Annotated in this window: 17 protein-coding genes; 7 read left to right on the top strand and 10 right to left on the bottom strand. The window is 69.6% G+C overall.

Annotated features, from left to right (window positions below; translation table 11 throughout):
* Nucleotides 1-81: 81 nt before the first annotated feature.
* The 3 genes from J2853_RS40420 to J2853_RS40410 form a co-directional block, all read right to left on the bottom strand.
* Nucleotides 82-837: a conjugal transfer protein gene (locus J2853_RS40420; RefSeq protein ID WP_307566640.1), complete on the bottom strand. Its 756-nt coding sequence runs from the start codon at nt 835-837 to the stop codon at nt 82-84.
* A gap of 913 nt (nt 838-1,750) precedes the next feature.
* A complete protein-coding gene (locus tag J2853_RS40415; protein ID WP_307566638.1) occupies nt 1,751-2,023 on the bottom strand; it encodes a hypothetical protein in 273 nt (90 codons plus the stop codon).
* A gap of 694 nt (nt 2,024-2,717) precedes the next feature.
* Nucleotides 2,718-3,233: a MarR family winged helix-turn-helix transcriptional regulator gene (locus tag J2853_RS40410; protein ID WP_307566637.1), complete on the bottom strand. Its 516-nt coding sequence runs from the start codon at nt 3,231-3,233 to the stop codon at nt 2,718-2,720.
* Nucleotides 3,234-3,272: 39 nt separating this feature from the next.
* On the opposite strand from J2853_RS40410, the gene J2853_RS40405 reads away from it, so the two are divergent.
* Nucleotides 3,273-4,262, top strand: a complete 990-nt coding sequence (locus tag J2853_RS40405) for an EamA family transporter (RefSeq protein ID WP_307566635.1) — start codon at nt 3,273-3,275, stop codon at nt 4,260-4,262.
* Nucleotides 4,263-4,302: 40 nt separating this feature from the next.
* Here J2853_RS40405 and ychF read toward each other — a convergent pair whose 3' ends face one another.
* Together ychF and J2853_RS40395 are read right to left on the bottom strand one after the other, a co-directional pair.
* The gene (gene ychF / locus J2853_RS40400) at nt 4,303-5,391 is read right to left on the bottom strand and encodes a redox-regulated ATPase YchF (RefSeq protein ID WP_307566633.1); all 1,089 of its coding nucleotides are present in this window, start codon (nt 5,389-5,391) and stop codon (nt 4,303-4,305) included.
* Nucleotides 5,392-5,402: 11 nt separating this feature from the next.
* On the bottom strand, nt 5,403-6,356 hold the full coding sequence (locus J2853_RS40395) for a hypothetical protein (RefSeq protein WP_307566631.1): 954 nt from the start codon (nt 6,354-6,356) through the stop codon (nt 5,403-5,405).
* Between the two features lie 135 nt (nt 6,357-6,491).
* Between J2853_RS40395 and J2853_RS40390 the strand changes: the two genes are divergently transcribed.
* Together J2853_RS40390 and J2853_RS40385 are read left to right on the top strand one after the other, a co-directional pair.
* Complete coding sequence (locus tag J2853_RS40390) at nt 6,492-7,796, top strand: DNA recombination protein RmuC (protein WP_307566630.1); 1,305 nt, start codon at nt 6,492-6,494, stop codon at nt 7,794-7,796.
* 122 nt (nt 7,797-7,918) lie between these two features.
* On the top strand, nt 7,919-8,440 hold the full coding sequence (locus tag J2853_RS40385; protein ID WP_307566628.1) for a DUF6542 domain-containing protein: 522 nt from the start codon (nt 7,919-7,921) through the stop codon (nt 8,438-8,440).
* A 63-nt stretch (nt 8,441-8,503) separates the two neighbouring features.
* On the opposite strand, the gene J2853_RS40380 is transcribed toward J2853_RS40385, so the two are convergent.
* The gene (locus J2853_RS40380; protein WP_307566626.1) at nt 8,504-9,475 is read right to left on the bottom strand and encodes a 4-hydroxy-3-methylbut-2-enyl diphosphate reductase; all 972 of its coding nucleotides are present in this window, start codon (nt 9,473-9,475) and stop codon (nt 8,504-8,506) included.
* 138 nt (nt 9,476-9,613) lie between these two features.
* Between J2853_RS40380 and J2853_RS40375 the strand changes: the two genes are divergently transcribed.
* Together J2853_RS40375 and xseA are read left to right on the top strand one after the other, a co-directional pair.
* On the top strand, nt 9,614-10,612 hold the full coding sequence (locus J2853_RS40375; protein ID WP_307566624.1) for a hypothetical protein: 999 nt from the start codon (nt 9,614-9,616) through the stop codon (nt 10,610-10,612).
* Between the two features lie 27 nt (nt 10,613-10,639).
* Complete coding sequence (xseA, locus tag J2853_RS40370; RefSeq protein WP_307566622.1) at nt 10,640-11,848, top strand: exodeoxyribonuclease VII large subunit; 1,209 nt, start codon at nt 10,640-10,642, stop codon at nt 11,846-11,848.
* A gap of 126 nt (nt 11,849-11,974) precedes the next feature.
* On the opposite strand, the gene J2853_RS40365 is transcribed toward xseA, so the two are convergent.
* Nucleotides 11,975-12,445, bottom strand: a complete 471-nt coding sequence (locus tag J2853_RS40365) for a GNAT family N-acetyltransferase (protein ID WP_307566620.1) — start codon at nt 12,443-12,445, stop codon at nt 11,975-11,977.
* A 63-nt stretch (nt 12,446-12,508) separates the two neighbouring features.
* Here J2853_RS40365 and J2853_RS40360 point away from each other — a divergent pair, with 63 nt between their 5' ends.
* Nucleotides 12,509-12,748: an exodeoxyribonuclease VII small subunit gene (locus tag J2853_RS40360; protein ID WP_307566619.1), complete on the top strand. Its 240-nt coding sequence runs from the start codon at nt 12,509-12,511 to the stop codon at nt 12,746-12,748.
* 111 nt (nt 12,749-12,859) lie between these two features.
* Here J2853_RS40360 and J2853_RS40355 read toward each other — a convergent pair whose 3' ends face one another.
* The 3 genes from J2853_RS40355 to J2853_RS40345 all read right to left on the bottom strand — a co-directional run bounded on the left by J2853_RS40355 (nt 12,860) and on the right by J2853_RS40345 (nt 15,202).
* The gene (locus tag J2853_RS40355; protein WP_307566617.1) at nt 12,860-13,471 is read right to left on the bottom strand and encodes a DUF305 domain-containing protein; all 612 of its coding nucleotides are present in this window, start codon (nt 13,469-13,471) and stop codon (nt 12,860-12,862) included.
* A 289-nt stretch (nt 13,472-13,760) separates the two neighbouring features.
* The gene (locus J2853_RS40350) at nt 13,761-14,618 is read right to left on the bottom strand and encodes an alpha/beta fold hydrolase (protein ID WP_307566616.1); all 858 of its coding nucleotides are present in this window, start codon (nt 14,616-14,618) and stop codon (nt 13,761-13,763) included.
* A 38-nt stretch (nt 14,619-14,656) separates the two neighbouring features.
* Entirely contained in the window at nt 14,657-15,202 is a 546-nt protein-coding gene (locus J2853_RS40345) for a dihydrofolate reductase family protein (protein ID WP_307566613.1), read from the bottom strand.
* Between the two features lie 116 nt (nt 15,203-15,318).
* Between J2853_RS40345 and J2853_RS40340 the strand changes: the two genes are divergently transcribed.
* A complete protein-coding gene (locus tag J2853_RS40340; protein WP_307566612.1) occupies nt 15,319-16,221 on the top strand; it encodes a LysR family transcriptional regulator in 903 nt (300 codons plus the stop codon).
* The last annotated feature ends 132 nt before the right edge of the window (nt 16,222-16,353 follow it).

Below are 16,353 nucleotides of genomic sequence, written 5' to 3'. Positions count from 1 at the left end.
CACGCGCGCACGGCTTCCCCACTGGCGGCTCATCGATCAGGGGGGGTGTGTTCACTGTGGACCGGCATCGTTCGATCATGGTCACCCCACGGACCGTTCGGCGCCGCGGATGCCCTTGACGAACCACTTGTCGCCCTGCTTGACCACAGTGAGCAGGTAGGCCTGCTCCAGCTTCCCCCCCATGTCTCCGGGGTCCGAGGTCGGATCGGCGGACGGGGCCGCGCCCGCGGGAACGCCCCACACGACCGTGGCGGTCACCTCCCGGGTGGCGCCACCGGGAAGCGGCACGACGAGATCCTTGAGTTCCACGAAGGTGAAGGCCCCCCCGAACCCCTCCAGGGTGACCCCGGCGTCGGCATAACGCTGCAGGGAGGCGGTGTCGCTCGCCGCGTAGGCCTTGAAGAAGTCGGCGAGGGGGGTGCGAAGCTCAAGCTCCGCGGCCTCGTCACGGTCGGGCCCGCCCTGGGGAGGCAGGTCCGCCGGCTTCGGCGCGGGCAGGATGCCCGGACGCCCGGAGACCACGAACTTCTTCGTGTCCGTGTCGTAGAAGACGGGCACGGACAAAAGCTGGCGGCGGCTTCCCGACTGGTAGGTCAGGGTGACGACGGCGTTCTGCCCGTCGGTGACCTCGATACCGTACGGTTGCAGAGCTCCCGCGGCCATATGGCCGAATCCGTCCCAGCCGAACTGGGGCTCCGCGCCCTCGGGCAGGAATGGGGCGAGTCTCGCCTCCCTCTCCTGCGAGCGGACGGCCTCGAAATTCAGATAGACGGCGGCGAACTGGCTCGCGAAAGAGGTGCCCTGGGTGACGGGGAATCCGCTCGTGGAAGCGGCCACCGATCCGGTGGGCGTGCCCTGCTGAGTAAATCGCTCAAAAGGTGCACGGACCCCATTTACGACAATAACCACTATTAGGGCCCAAAGCACTGCGCGGCCGGTCCACACCAGCCAGCGTCCGCCTCCGCCCGACCATCGGCCCCGGGGCGACGCACCTCTCCCACGCGCCGGAGCGCCGTCGAAATCGGGGTCGTGGGGCGCACCCGGGTATGCCGAAAGCTCAGGGTCGCCAGCGATCCGAGGATCACGCTGGACCGTCGACCTTCGAGCCATCACGCCTCCGCTCGCGCCAATCCCCCGGCCGACGCGGTGTCGTATTACCGCCGATCCCGTTAGCCATGGTGAAGCACTTACTCTAGCCGCCCCGCTGATTCTTCCAGGAAAGCCACGCCTATGCTGCAGGGATCGTCGTGACTGAGCAAACTGAGTCTGGAATCCATCCGGACCTGCTATCACACCGACACGTGGCCCAATCGGGCGTTACCCCTGGCCAGCGCCGGGACCGGTTACCGAAACGCCACCCATTGCTATCCAAACAGCACCCGCAATGTCGCGACCTGCACATTTAACGCGAAGGCCATCACATAGCGTCACAACTTGGCGGAATGAGGCCGGTGGGGCGACTCCAGCTCCCGGCGCCCGGGGGTGGCCTGAGGGCACGCGGCCGATGACCGGGCGATCCCCCTCAAATGGGAATGTCAAGGCTGTATCCAGCAATAAGGCACGGTCCTTTCGTCGAGGGGGCGGCCGGGACGCTCGGATCTCACCCTCGCCCGGAAGCGGCGGTACGGCCGACGCCCCTACCCGTTCGTGGAGGTGGGGCGTCGCCGTGTCCTTCGGGCGAGACGTGGATCGGGGCGACGCGGGCGTTCACCGCGTCGCCCATCGCCGCCCTGCCCGCCTTCAACCGCCCTTAGAAGCCGTTCGCGCTGCTGAGGAGACCGAGGCCCACGTTGTTGAGAAGGTTGACGCCGAGAAGGCCCTCGTTCGAGGCGACGCCGTGGCCGAACCCGCTGCCTGCGCTGAGGTTGCTGTCGTTGATGAAGCTGTTGCCGCCGAAGCCGCCGCCACCGAAGCCGAAGCCTCCGGGGAACGGGTCGGATGGGCGCACTGCCGCGTGGGCCGAGGCAGCGGCCAGGACGGCGCCGAAGGCGATCAGCCCGGCGACGATCATGGTGCGGTTCATGTGCGGTTCTCTCCTTTGAGCGGGGGCGCCCCACCTGCCGCGGGGCACCCTACGTCACTGTGGGATCCATGTGACTACTCAAAGTGATCGTTACCAAGCTTGGCAGCATCCGGGCGTGTCCGCCTGATCTGGGATGTCGATCAATCCGCCGACCGGCTCTCCTCTTGAACGGCGTGGATCATGCGCCGGAACGGCGTGATCATGTATACCCCTGCCCCGAGCAGGGAGAACACCGCGCACGCGGTGCGCCGGGCGAGGTCGTGATCGGGGACCGCGCGCGGCTCGCCCCGGCATCCGCGCGCCTCGACGCCACCTGCGGAAACCCGTCCATGAAAAAGTGCCCCGGCGCGGGCAGGGTGCCCGGAGACCACGGACCTCTTCGTGTCCGAGTCGTAGAAAACGGGCACGGACAGGAGCCGACGGCGACTCCCCGACTGGTGCGCCAGGGTGACGACGGCGTTCTCTCGGTCGGCGATCTCGACGCCGCAGGGGAGCCCGACGAGACATCCGGACCACCGGCCGAGTACCGGGTGAGCGCGTTTTTGATACGCGACTTCGATACGCGACGGCAGACGCCCATGAGCGCCGTCGCCCACCCGGTTGCGTCCCCACCGAGAACGTCGGCGGCGCGGGTGCGCCGGTCAGCGGTGGGTTCAGCCGGAGAACAGATCCGCTTGCAGGCCGGTCGTGCGGCTCAAGCCTCTGGCTGGAGCGGCGCCTCGAAACGCCCCAACCAGACGATGAGGAGCGACTCGAACTGCCTGACCTCTTCCGGTGTCAGCTCATCGAGGAGGCGGCGCTCGTTACGCATGTGCTCGGTGAACGCCTGGTCGATCAGTTTCCGGCCGGCAGCGGTGAGCGCCACCACGCGTCCGCGCCCGTCGGTCGTGTTGAGGCGACGTGTAACCAGTCCATCGCGTTCGAGCCGGTCAATGCGCTTGGTCATCGCGCCCGTCGTCACCATGGTGAACGCCGCGAGCTCTCCGGGAGCACGCTCGAACGGCTCCCCCGCTCGCCGGAGGGCGGCCAGGACGTCGAACTCCCCCTCCCCCAGGCCGTGTCGCCGGTACACGACGGTGAGCTGTTCGGTCAGGTGGCCGGCGAGGCGATGGAGCCGCCCGATCACCCCCTGCGGGCTCACATCCACGTCTGGGCGTTCGCGAGCCCATTCCCTCTGGATGCGGGCGACGTGATCGAGGGATTCGCTCATGACAACAGCATAGCTTCCATGGAAGCTATATTAACTTCCATGGAAGTTAATCTTCGCTGGGGCCTGGTCACCGCGATCGCGCCCATCGCCTGGGGGACGAACTACTTCGTCACCCACCGGTTCCTCCCCGCCGACTACCCGCTGTACGGTGCGGCGATCAGAGCGCTGCCCGCGGGTCTCCTGCTCCTCGCCGTACGCAGGGAGCGTCCCCACGGGTCGTGGTGGTGGAAATCACTGGTCCTCGGAACCCTCAATATGGGGGCGTTCTTCGCCTTGGTGTACCTGGCGGCCCAGCTGCTTCCGACGAGCGTCGCCTCGACGATCATGGCGACCTCGCCCGTCATGATGCTGCTGCTCGCCTGGGTCCTGCTCTCCGAGCGTCCGCGGATTCCGCACCTTGCCGGAGCCGGCGTCGGGATCGCGGGCGTGTATCTCATGCTGTTCAGCGGAGCGACGACCGTCGACGGACTCGGCGTGCTCGCCTCCATCGCGGCCATGGTGATGTCATCACTCGGTTTTGTCCTCGCCAAACGATGGAGCACCGAAATCGATGTCCTGTCGTCGACCTCATGGCAGCTCATCGCCGGAGGCGTCGTTCTCCTCCCCTTCGCCGTCGCGGTGGAGGGTCGGCCACCCGTCCTGAACGGACCCGCGATCTTCGGTTTCGGCTACGTCGTCGTCATCGCTACAGCTCTCGCCTTCGCCGCGTGGTTCGCGGGACTGGGTCATCTGAGCGCCGGAACGGTAGGACTCATCGGGTTGCTGAACCCGGTCACCGGCGTCCTGCTCGGCACGATGATCGCCGGAGAGGCACTCACCGCGCAGCAGATCGGCGGCCTGGCACTGGTCCTCCTCGGCATCCTCCTCGGCCAGCCGGTCATGGCCCGCATACTCGCGCGGTTCCGGACCGAATCGATCGGGCGCGACAACGCGCGCACGCACGCCTCCGCGGAACATTCAGACGCGGCACATCCAGGCGCGGCGTTTCAGGATCAGGTGGCCCCCGTGCGGACCGAGGTGGCAAGGTGAAGGGCCCCGACGCCGGTCAGGGCCCTTTCCGCGGGGTCTTCTACACGTTGAAGCGGAACTCCACGACGTCGCCGTCGCGCATCACGTATTCCTTGCCCTCGATGCGGGCCTTGCCCACCTGACGGGCCGCGGCGATGGACCCGACCTCCACCAGCTCGTCGAAGGAGACGATCTCAGCCTTGATGAAACCGCGCTGGAAGTCGGTGTGGATCACCCCTGCCGCCTCGGGGGCCGTGGCGCCCTTGCGGATCGTCCAGGCCCTCGTCTCCTTGGGACCGGCGGTCAGGTAGGTCTGCAGCCCGAGGGTCTCGAACCCGATCCGGGCCAGCTGGGCCAGCCCCGACTCCTCCTGGCCGACGGACTGCAGGAGTTCGAGCGCCTCGTCGTCGGGAAGCTCGACGAGCTCGGACTCGATCTTGGCGTCCAGGAAGACGGCGTCGGCGGGCGCGACGAGCGCGGAAAGCTGAGCCCGCAACTCCTCCTCCACCAGCTCGTCGGCGTCGAGGTTGAACACGTAGAGGAACGGCTTGGCGGTCAGCAGGTGCAGCTCGCGCAGGTCCTTCGGGTCGATCCCGGCGCCCTTGGCCCCCGCGTACAGCGTCGTACCGCCGTCGAGGAGCTTGACCGCCGCCTCCGCCGCGTCGAGCGTCGCCTTGCGGTCCTTGTTGGTCCTGGACTCCTTCTGGAGTCGGGGAATCGCCTTCTCCAGCGTCTGCAGGTCGGCGAGGATCAGCTCGGTGTTGATCGTCTCGATGTCGCGCTCGGGGGCGACGTCGCCGTCCACGTGGGTCACGTCGGGATCGGTGAAGACCCGGATGACCTGGCAGATGGCGTCGGTCTCGCGGATGTTGGCGAGGAACTGGTTGCCCCGCCCCTGTCCTTCCGAGGCGCCACGGACCAGCCCGGCGATGTCGACGAACTCGACCTTCGCCGGCAGGATCTTCGCGGAGCCGAAGATCTCGGCCAGTTTCTCCAGACGCGGGTCGGGAACACCGACGATGCCCACGTTGGGCTCGATGGTGGCGAACGGGTAGTTCGCCGCCAGGGCGTTGGCGGTCTTCGTCAGCGCGTTGAAAAGCGTTGACTTACCGACGTTGGGCAATCCGACGATGCCGATGCTCAGGCTCACGTGAGATGAGTTTACGTGGAATCACCCCGTGCTACCTGCCGCAGGCAGATCACAGGCCGGTAGACATTGGGCTCACGCGCCCGCAGGTAGCGGTCGGAGCCGTCGGGACAGCCGTCCCCGGACCGGGCTCTGGCGGTCACCTTCGCCCAGGCCGAGGCCGATCCGCAGGAGATCCCGCCGAGCCTCTCGCGGCTCACCAGGCGGCCGTCCGGCTTCGCCACGCAGTCTCCCGCGGCGAGAACCCGGCCGCCCCCGCCCAGACAGGCGACGGTCCGGGCGCCGACGGCGAGCGCGTCGAGGGTGCGCTCCGGGCAGTCCGCGGTCCGGCCCACCACGGCCACCGCCTTCCCGTACCAGCCGCCCCCGGCGCACGGCCGCTCCCCGCCGCGCAGCGCCACGCAGTCGCCCGCCCGCAACACCCCGCCGCCCGCGCCGGGGGCACCGGAGTGCGGAGGGCCCAGATTCCGGACGCACGCCGTACGGCTCCTCCCCTTGCCGGCCGGTGGCACGCCGGTGGCCGTGCCCCTCGCGGCGGGAGCCGACGAGACCGGCGCGCGGGGGGCCGCCTCGGCGGAGGGGGGCGAGGCGTGCGGGGGCGTCGCAACGGTCTCGTTCCCGGTGGGCGTCACAGCGGTCCCGATCCCGGCGGGGGGAGCCGTCCCGATCCTGACGAGCTCGTCGGTGTCGGCGGGGCAGTCCGACGCCGAGACGCCCACCACCGAGATCACCCGCCCGTCGGCCTCCGCGCAGGAGACCAGGTCGAATCTTGCCCCCTCCCGGCTCACGCAGGCCCCCTTCCGCCAGGCCATCACGGTCGACGCCGCGCCCGCCGTCTCCGCCGCGATGGGGCCGGGGCCGCCCTCTCCCCCGATGAACGCGCTCGCCGCGGCGAGCGCGACCACGGCGGCGACGATCGTGATGACCAGCGCCGACACCGCTTTCCCGCGTGAGCCGTGTTCGCCCACCAAGCCACCTCCGTGTTCGCATGAATACTCTGAGTGACGAAATGTGTTCGCACAAGCGGAATGCGCGGGCTGGCCCCGAAAGCGTGTCGGCGAGCCAGGAGCCATCGGGCCTGCCATCATTCCGGGGTGGACGTCATGGCACTCGTTTTCCAGCTCGCCGTGGGACTCGCCGCAGGACTCGCGATCGGTTTCCTGCTGGGCCGGGCGCGTGCCTCCTCCGGAGCCACGGACATCACCGTCCGCCTGGCGGACGCCGAGGCCCGCGCGAAGATCGCCGAGGAGAAGGTCGCCTATGTCGAGGGACAGCTCGCCGACCGGTTCCAGGCCCTGTCGAGCCGGGCGCTCGACGTCAACAACCTGCGCTTCCTGGAGTTGGCCGAGACCCGCCTGGCCGCCAACCACGCCGAGGCCGCCGGCGAGCTCGAGCAGCGCAAGCAGGCCGTCGAGCACCTGATCGCGCCGCTGAAGGACACCCTGTCCCGCGTCGAGACACAGCTGCGCGACACGCAGACCGGACAGCGGGCCGCCCACGCGGAACTGGCCAAGCACATCGACGTCGTCCGTGAGAGCAACGACCAGCTCCGCATCCAGACGACCTCGCTGGTGCGGGCCCTGCAACGGCCGGAGGCCCGGGGCCGATGGGGAGAGCTCCAGCTTCGCAGGGTGGCCGAGATCGCCGGGATGCAGCGGTTCTGCGACTTCGACGAGCAGGCGAGCGTCACCACCGCCGACGGCGTGCTCCGGCCCGACATGATCGTACGGCTGGCCGGCGGCAAGTCCATCGTGATCGACTCCAAGGTCTCCCTGGCCGCCTACCTGGAGGCCGCGGAGTCCACCGACCCCGACCACCAGTCGGCCCGGCTCGACTCCCACGCCCGGCACGTGCGCGAGCACGTGGACCGGCTCGCCGCCAAGTCCTACTGGCAGGCGTTCAGCTCGGCGCCGGAGTTCGTCGTGCTGTTCATCCCCGGCGAGGCCTTCCTCGCCCCGGCGCTGGAGCGCGACCCCGCCCTGCTGGAGTACGCCATGCGGCGGCGGATCCACATCGCCACGCCCACCACGCTGATCACCATGCTCCGCACCGCGCAGTACGCCTGGCAGCAGGCCGCGCTCAGCGAGAACGCGCTGGCCGTCTTCCAGGTCGGCAAGGAACTCTACGAACGGCTGAGCACCATGGGACGGAACATGGAGTCGCTGGGCCGGTCGCTGAGCCGGACGGTGGAGTCCTACAACAGGACCGTCGGTTCCCTGGAGACCCGGGTGCTGGTGAGCGCGCGAAAGCTGAACGACCTGGGACTCGTCGAGGCGGATCTGGACAAACCGCAGACGATCGAGGATCTGCCGCGTCCGCTGACCTCTCCTGAACTGCTGGGAGAAGAGGAGTCAAGCTCGCCTCTCATCTCCCGGCTGAACGGTAAGTTGGCCAACGACCTGCCCTAGAGCTGTTCCCTGAAAACGCTGACGGCCGGACACTGGAGGCGGAGAGGGTTGACGATGAGGGGGCCGAGGGGGCGACTGATGGACGAGCGAGGCTACGGGCGGCCACCTGACGGGGTGATCTCATGAGTGAGCGGGGCCGGAGTTCCGGCGTCCGGCTGACGGCCCGGGGCGCGGTGGCCTTCGTATTGGTGTTCACGCTGGTCGGCAGCGTCGTGCAGGTGCTGTCCGGGTGGCCGGTGGTCGGACCCGCGTTCGTGGTGGGCTGCGTGGTCGCGGTGTCGCTGGTGAACCGGCGGGATCTGCTCTCGCTGGTGGTCTCCCCACCCCTGACCTTCTTCGTGGCCACCCTGATCACCGAGATGGTCCGGGCCCTGACCACGCCTTCACCGATCCAGTCCTTCGGGCTGGGCGTGTTCAGCGCGCTGTCCGGCGGTGCCCCGTGGCTGTTCGGAGGCTCGCTCCTGGTCCTGGTCATCGCCTGGCGCCGGGGCCTCACCCGGTGCGTCCGCGAGCTGCGCGACGAGCTCCGGGTCGCCGGCCCCAAGGTTCCCCGCCCGAGGAGCGGCGACGGAACCGGGTTCGCCCCCGAGCCGGAGGGCTACTTCGAGCCCAAGGTGTACGGCACGCCGCGCGAAGGCCAGTAGAGACCGGGTACGGGCGGCGCCCGCCGTACGGCGGCGACGGGTGGCCGCCGTACGGAGAGCGGATCAGACGTTGACGGCGCGCAGGTCCTTGCGGAGCTCGTGCGGGAGCGCGAAACGGACGCTCTCCTCGATGGACTCGACCTCTTCGACATCGTTGAAACCGTGCAGGGCCAGGTGGCCCAGGACGTCGGCGACAAGGTCCTCGGGAACCGAGGCGCCGCTCGTCACGCCGACCGTGGTGACGCCGTCGAGCCATTCGTCCTTGATGAACGAGGCGTCGTCGACCAGGTAGGAGGCGTCGGCGCCGTGGTCGAGCGCGACCTCGACCAGCCGCTTGGAGTTGGAGGAGTTCTCGGAGCCGACGACGATGACCAGCTGGGCCAGGGCCGCGATCTCCTTCACCGCGACCTGGCGGTTCTGGGTGGCGTAGCAGATGTCGTCGCTCGGCGGGTCGATCAGGTCGGGGAAACGCTCCCTGAGCCGGGCGACCGTCTCGATCGTCTCGTCCACCGACAACGTGGTCTGCGACAACCAGACCAGCCGCCGGGGGTCCTTCACCTGAATGGCGCCGACCGAGTTGAGGCCGTCGACGAGCTGAATGTGATCGGGCGCCTCACCTGCGGTACCTTCGACCTCCTCGTGGCCTTCGTGACCGATGAGCAGGATGTCGTAGTCTTGAGAGGCGAAGCGCTTGGCCTCGTTATGAACCTTGGTCACCAGCGGGCAGGTGGCGTCGATCGTCTTCAGACGTCGACGGGCGGCCTCCTCGTGGACTGCCGGGGACACCCCGTGGGCGGAGAAGACCACAATGGCTCCCTCGGGCGCCTCCTCGGTCTCCTCAACGAAGACCGCTCCGCGCTCCTCCAGCGACTTGACCACGTGAGTGTTGTGAACGATCTGCTTACGGACATATATCGGAGCCCCGTACTGTTCAAGGGCTTTCTCCACAGCTTGGACCGCACGATCGACCCCCGCGCAGTAACCACGGGGCTTCGCCACAAGTACGCGTCGGGTCGCGGGGGTCTTTGAAGTCATGTTCTTATGCTACGTGGAACGCCCACCGAGGCTGCCCACCCCGTCCCTTGAGCTCATACGGCACAGTCCTGCCAGATCAGCTTTCCCATACAGACCTCCCAGGGAGACGACATGTCAGTCCCCGACATGATCCGCAACATGACCAGATTCGCTGAGAAGGCGAAGGACCTGCCGCTCCACATGCTGCAGACGGCGCTGAGCGGTGTCGGCCAGGCCCTTCTGCTCGGCGACCGCGTGCGGACCAGGATCAAGGGTCTCGCCGGCCAGGACGAGGACCTCGACAAGTCCCGCGACAAGGCCACCGCCCCGTCGGTCGATCTTGAGGAGAGGGGCGGGGAGAAGCCGGCCCGCCGCGAGCCGGTCATCTTCGCCCCCCGCCCGGAGAAGGCCGCCCCCCAGGCCCCCGGTGCCGGGAGCAACGGCGCGAAGGCGCCCGAGCCGGTCATCTTCACCCCGGCCAAGCCCGCCAAGCCCGCCGTGACCGAGACCGCCGAGGCTCCCGCCCCCAAGGCCGAAACGGTCGAAGCCGCGGCTCCCGTTTCCGAGGCCAAGCCCGCCAAGCCTGCCAAGCCCGAGCCGGTCGAAGCCGAGGCTCCCGCCGAGGCCAAGGTCGCCGAAGCCGAGGTCTCCGCGCCTGATTCCGCCGCGACCAAGCCGGCTGAGCCGGAGGTCTCCGCGCCCAAGGCCGTCGAAACCGAGACGCCCAAGCCCGCCGAGGCCGAGGTCGCCGAAGCCGCGGTTCCCGCGTCCACCACCCCGGAGGCGGGCGGCGCCGAGGCAACCGCGCCGGAGGCCGGGACCGAGGTCGCCGCACCCGCGGCGGGGAAGGCGAAGCCGAGGGCCTCAAGGGCCAAGGCCACGAAGACGAAGGCCGCGGACGACAAGGCGGCCGAGGTCACGGAGACCGAGGCCGCGAAGCCGGCCGTGGATCAGCCGCTCACCGAGGCGGTCACCGTCCCGGCCGAGCCGATGCCCGGCTACGCGGAGCTGACGGTCGCCTCCCTGCGCGCCCGGATGCGCGGCAAGACCGCCGTCCAGATCCAGGAGCTCCTCGCCTACGAGCGGGCCACCTCCGCCCGCGACGCCGTCGTGCGGATGTACGAGAACCGCCTCGCCAAGCTGGAAGCCGCAGAATAGCCGCATCCGGCGCGTAGGCTCCCGGCCATGAGTTCGAAGACCACCCCTGAGCAGCCCCTCCCGGTCCGCACGGTGTTGCAGATGGTCGGCGGCTGGATCGGCAAGCTCGGCACCATCTGGGCCGAGGGCCAGATCACCGAGCTGACCGCCCGAGGCGGCACGGTGTTCCTGACGTTGCGTGACCCGGTGGCCAATGTGTCCGCCCGGGTCACCTGCCCTCGTGGCGTGTACGAGGCGACCGTTCCCCGGCCGGTGGACGGCGCCCGGGTCGTCATGCATCTGAAGCCGGATTTCTGGGTCAACAAGGGCTCCTTCGCGTTCACCGCTCTGGAGATGCGCCCGGTCGGCGTCGGGGAGTTGCTGGCGCGGCTGGAGCGGCTGCGCCAGGTGCTCGCCTCCGAGGGACTCTTCGGGGTCGACAGAAAGCGGCGACCACCGTTCCTTCCCGGCACGATCGGGCTGATCTGCGGCCGTGACTCGGCCGCCGAGCGCGACGTGCTGGAGAACGCGCGGCGCCGCTGGCCGGCGGTGCGGTTCCAGGTCGAGCCGGTGGCCGTGCAGGGACCGTACGCGGCCGGTGAGGTCATCGAGGCGCTGCGCAAGTTCGACGCGGACGGCGACATCGACGTCATCGTGATCGCGCGGGGCGGCGGGTCGATGGAGGACCTGCTGCCCTTCTCCGACGAGGCGCTGGTCAGGGCTGTGGCCGCGTGCCGTACACCGGTGGTCAGCGCGATCGGCCACGAGCAGGACAATCCGCTGCTCGACCTCGTCGCCGACGTGCGGGCGTCCACCCCCACGGACGCGGCGAAGAAGGTCGTGCCGGATGTCGGGGAACAGCTCGCGCTGATCCGCCAGCTCCGCGACCGGGGGCGCAGGGTGGCCGGTGGGTGGCTGGAGCGTGAGACGGCCTGGCTGGCCGCGGTCCGCTCCCGGCCCTCCCTCGCCGACCCGGTGCGCGAGATCGAACGCAGGGCCGAGCAGGCCGAGCAGCTCAGGGACCGGGCGAGGCGTTCCCTCACCGGCTCCCTCGACCGCGCCCAGGACTCCCTGCAGCACCTGCGTGCCCGCCTGATCACCCTGTCACCCGCCGCCACCCTGGAGCGCGGCTACGCGATCGTGCAGCACTCGTCGGGCGACGTCGTACGGCTCGCGCGGGAGGTCGTCCCCGGCAAGGAGCTGACGGTGCGGTTCGCCGACGACCGGGTGACGGTGAGAAGCGATCCCACCCCGTGAGCCGGGGCCGCCGGCGAACCCGCCGCGCGGAGGACGGTCAGGAGGGCTCCGCCGCGCGGACGGCGGTCAGGAGCTCTCCGCGACGTGGATGACGACCGGCGGCGATCCCGCCATGCGGATTGACGGTCAGGAGAGGTCCCGCCACGTGAGGGAGGGGTAGTCGTCGTCGACGAAGCCGAACTCCCGGTACAGCGGCTCCCCGTCGGACGTCGCGTGCAGGTCCACCTTGCGGATCCCGCTGTCGCGGTACCACTGCAGGAGCGAGGCCATGATGGACCGGCTGTGTCCCCGGCGCCGATGGCGAGGGTCGGTGGTCATGCCCTGGATGTAGCCGTAGCGGCCGTCGGGGAGATCCCGGCCGGGGAACCGCTCGAAGATGAGGCCCATCCCGCAGGCGGCCAGCCCGTCTCCGGAGGCGTCCACCACGTAAACGGCCGTGTCGAGGCTGTCCAGCCGGTCCTTGAGGCTTTCGGCGTACGCCTCCTGCCACTGGCTCTCGATCGGGTAGCTGCCGTCCTGGGCCATGCGATCGGCCAGGATCTCACGGAGGCGGACCAACTCGGGGATGTCCTGGAGGGTCGCGCCACGAACACTCATCCACGCAGTTTCGCAGGCCGTCGAACGGGAGCGCCTGTCGGCCTATGACCCTAGGGTGGGGATGTGGCCGATGAGAAGTCCGAGAAGACACCGTCATATGAGCAGGCGCGCGAGGAGCTGGCCGAGGTGGTCCGCCGTCTTGAGGCGGGAGGGCTCACCCTGGAAGAGTCGATCGAGCTCTGGGAGCGCGGCGAGAAGCTGGCCGCGCTCTGCGAGGAGTGGCTCCAGGGTGCCCGGGTGAAGCTCGCGGCGGCCATGGCCCAGCGCCGGCAACCCGACCCCTTGGGAGACGCTCCCTTCTAGGGGGTTGTCTTCCGGCCGGGAAGGCGCTTCTCTCTAGGCGGACGGGTTCCGGCCGGGGAGGTTCGGATCATCGAGTTCCAGCCGGTCAGGGCGGGCGACCGCCCTGACCCCTCACCCGTCGAGCCGGTCGAGCTGGGCGGCCCGGGTCTTCTCGATGCTCCCCGCGAGTTCCCTGGTGCCTTGATCGGCCCCCGATCCCCGCACCCCGCGGGACAGCAGGACTCCCTGCTCCAGGTGCTCGCGCATGTTCTTGGCGAAGAGCCGGTCGAACGCCGCGCCCGTCGTCCGGTCGATGACGCGAAGGTCCTCGGCGGTGACCATGCCCGGCATGTCGTGCCCCTCGTGCACGTTGGTCGTGGGCGCGCCCGACCGGTCCAGCAGCTCGCGCAGTCGCAGGAGTTCGGCGCGATGATCGGCGGCGAACCGCTCGGCCAGTCGCGTGACCTCGGGGTTCGAGGTCCGCTTCGGGGCCAGCTCCAGCATGGTCAGCAGCTGCTCGTCCATCGGGATCATGAGCTGCATCCAGGCGACGTCGGTGGCGTTGAAGGTCCCGGACGGCATGCTCGTCGACGCGGGCGAGGACACGGGCGCGGACGGGGACGCGGCGCTCTGGCCGCTCGGCGCCGGCGGGTGGTGCGCGTGCTCCGACGGGGATCCGCCGCATCCCGCGGCGAGTGACACGACAAGCAGCACCGCCGGCACACCGGCAGCGATGGCTTTCATGGTGCTCTCCCCTCTTCTGACCCTCATCAGAAACTACTTACTCAGCACCCTTAAAAAAAGGGGAAACATCGCCATAAGGGGGAAGCGCCGAATTTTCCAGGGGCGAGCTTGGGCGAGGGCCCGGCGATGGCGCCGGCCTCGGCGTGGCCGAGCCGGCACCTGGCCGGCTCGGCGCCGAACAGCTCGGAGGAGAAAGTGATCGAGCCTTCCAGGTCGGACACGCGCGGGGCGAGCAGGCTCGTGGCTGTCGTCAGGGCCGGCCTTCGCCGCCTCGAAGACCCTTACACCCTTACGGTCGCGTCTCCCCGGCGATGCGGGTGAAGGTGTCGTGGATGATCGCGGCGCTGGTGGCGGGGTCGAGGGCGAGACCCTGGTGGTCGCCGGGGAACTCGATCGGCTTGACGTCGAGGTGCTTGGCGAGCTCGTGGGCGCAGCGGAGGGGGACACCGTCGGGTGAGGCGGCCCCGACACCGACGGCGATCCGCGTGGCGGCCGTGCGGAACGCGGTGAGGTCCGGGGTGAAACGCAGCACGGGTAGCAGGACGTGGGCGAGGAAGAAGCCGATGTTCTGCTGGATGCGGCCCATCATCGCCAGCATCTCGGGCGGCATTTGGGAGAAGTCGGGCATCTGCGGAGGGCCGCCGGCCTCGCCCTCGACGGTGACGAGGAACTTCCGCATCGCGGCGTCCGGCCCTTCGGCACCGTAGGTGTCGCGGACGTCCTGGAACACGGCCCGCCAGTGGTCGCGGTCGGGCAGGAGCTCGGGGATCGGCGGCTCGTGCACGATCAGGGCCCGGACCTGCTCGGGGTGGCGGGCGGCGAGGTCCAGGGCGGTGAGCGCGCCGCCGCTGTTGCCCAGGACGTAGGCGGGTCCTGCGCCGAGCGCGGCGAGCAGCAGGTGCGCGTCCTCGGCGAAGACGGCGACGTCCTGGTCGGCGGCGGGGCCGGTCAGCGTACTGCGGGACAGGCCGCGCTGGTCATAGGCGACGACGGTGTACCGGTCGGACAGCACGGCGGCGAGTCCGGCCAGTGCCCCGGCGTCGGCGGGCGCGCCCGGGATCATGAGCAGCAGCGGCCCGGAGCCGCTGACCTCGTAGTGCAGATTCGCCCCGGGGAGCGGGAGGTTGCGGGTGGTGACGTCGTGCATGGTCTTCCGTTCATGGTGATCGGTGATGCGGGTGAGGTTCAGACCGGCCGGTAGGTCAGGTCCATGACGCCGGTGGAGAACGTGTCGGACCGGACGAGCTTGAGCGGCACCCGGCCGGTGCCCTCGGGGAAGAGTCGCTGTCCGGTGCCGAGCACGACCGGGTGGACCAGGAGGCGAAGCTCGTCGATGAGCCCGGCCTCCAGCAGCGCGCGGGTCAAGGTGATGCTGCCGGACAGGTTGATGGTCCCGCCGGGCCACCGCTTGGCCTCCGTGAGAGCGGTGACGACGTCGCCGTCCAGCAGGGTCGAGTTCGCCCAGTCCGCCTTGTTCAAGGTGGTCGAGACGACCACCTTCGGCAGGCCGTTGATCCGATCGGCGAGCGCGCCGGTCTGGTGCGGCCAGACCGCGGCGAACGCCTCGTAGGTCACCCGGCCCAGGAGCAGGGTGTCGGCCTCGGCGTGCATCGTGCCCACCGCCGCGTCCATCTCCTCGTTCAGGTATGGGAAATGCCAGGTTTCCGGTGCCCCCACGACCCCGTCCAGCGAGATGAACAGCCCGGACACGATCTTCCGTTTCGCGGTCATTCGGCCTCTTTCGTTATCATGCGTCGCTGGTCGTCAACGATGGCGCGGCAGACTGACCTGCATCAACGCGTGATCGGTGAAGCGGCGATTAGCGGGACTCAACGATCGGGGACGCGGTGCTGGAACAGCAGGAGATCCAGACCTTCCTCACGCTCTCCGGCGAACTGCACTTCGGCCGCACGGCCGAGCGCCTGGGGCTCACCCCGGGACGGGTCAGCCAGACGATCAAGAAGATGGAGCGGCTGGTCGGCGCACCGCTGTTCGAGCGGACCAGCCGCCAGGTCCGGCTGACCCCGCTGGGCGCCCGGCTGGCCGACGACCTGCGGCCGCATGTGGAAGGCATTCAGGACGCCTTCCAGCGGGCGGTCGACGCGGGCAAGGGCGTCACCGGGGTGCTGCGAGTGGGGTTCCTCGGCGCGCTCGCCGGCCAGCTCCTGCTCAAGGCCGTCGCGGTGTTCGCCGCCCGCCACCCCGACTGCGAGGTGCACATCCACGAGACGCAGTGGCACGACACCGTCTCCCGGCTGCTCGACGGCGACATCGACGTCCAGATCACCGACGTCCTGTTCGCCGCTCAGCCCGGCCTGACCGCGGGCCCGGTGCTGGCGTCCGAGCCTCGTCTCCTGGCGGTCCCGGCCGGTCACGTCCTGGCCGGAAAGGACGCGATATCAGTGACGGCGCTCGCCGACCATCCCCTCATCCAGGTGCCCTCCGACATCCCGCACAGGTTCCAGACCGACCGCACCCCGTCGCGCGCCGCCGACGGCACACCCGTCCCCCAGGGCCCCCGCGCGGCGAGTTTCGGCGAGGCCCTCGCCCTCATCGCCGCCGGCCAGGGCGTCTTCCCCGTCGGCGAACACGCCGCCCGCTTCTACCCCCGCCCCGACATCGCCTACATTCCCCTCCACGACGCCACACCCATCCGCTGGGGCCCCATCTGGCTCACCACCAACACCAGCGGACGCCTGCGCGAGTTCGTCCGAGCGGCCGGCGACACGACGCGACCGGCTCACCCCTGATTCCCGTACCGGTCCTCCTCGCGGTGTCGGGGCCGAACGGGTCGCGGACGGCGCCGGAGTCCCGGCCGGGCGGGGCGAAGGTGCCGGTTCGCTCCACGCGAAGGCGACGGGTCACCTACGAGAGGACGCCGG

It is taken from the genome of Streptosporangium lutulentum, assembly GCF_030811455.1.
In the GTDB taxonomy this organism is placed as follows: domain Bacteria; phylum Actinomycetota; class Actinomycetes; order Streptosporangiales; family Streptosporangiaceae; genus Streptosporangium; species Streptosporangium lutulentum.
The sequence above is the reverse complement of the archived record's forward strand: the minus strand, read 5'-3'. Positions and strand labels throughout refer to the sequence as shown.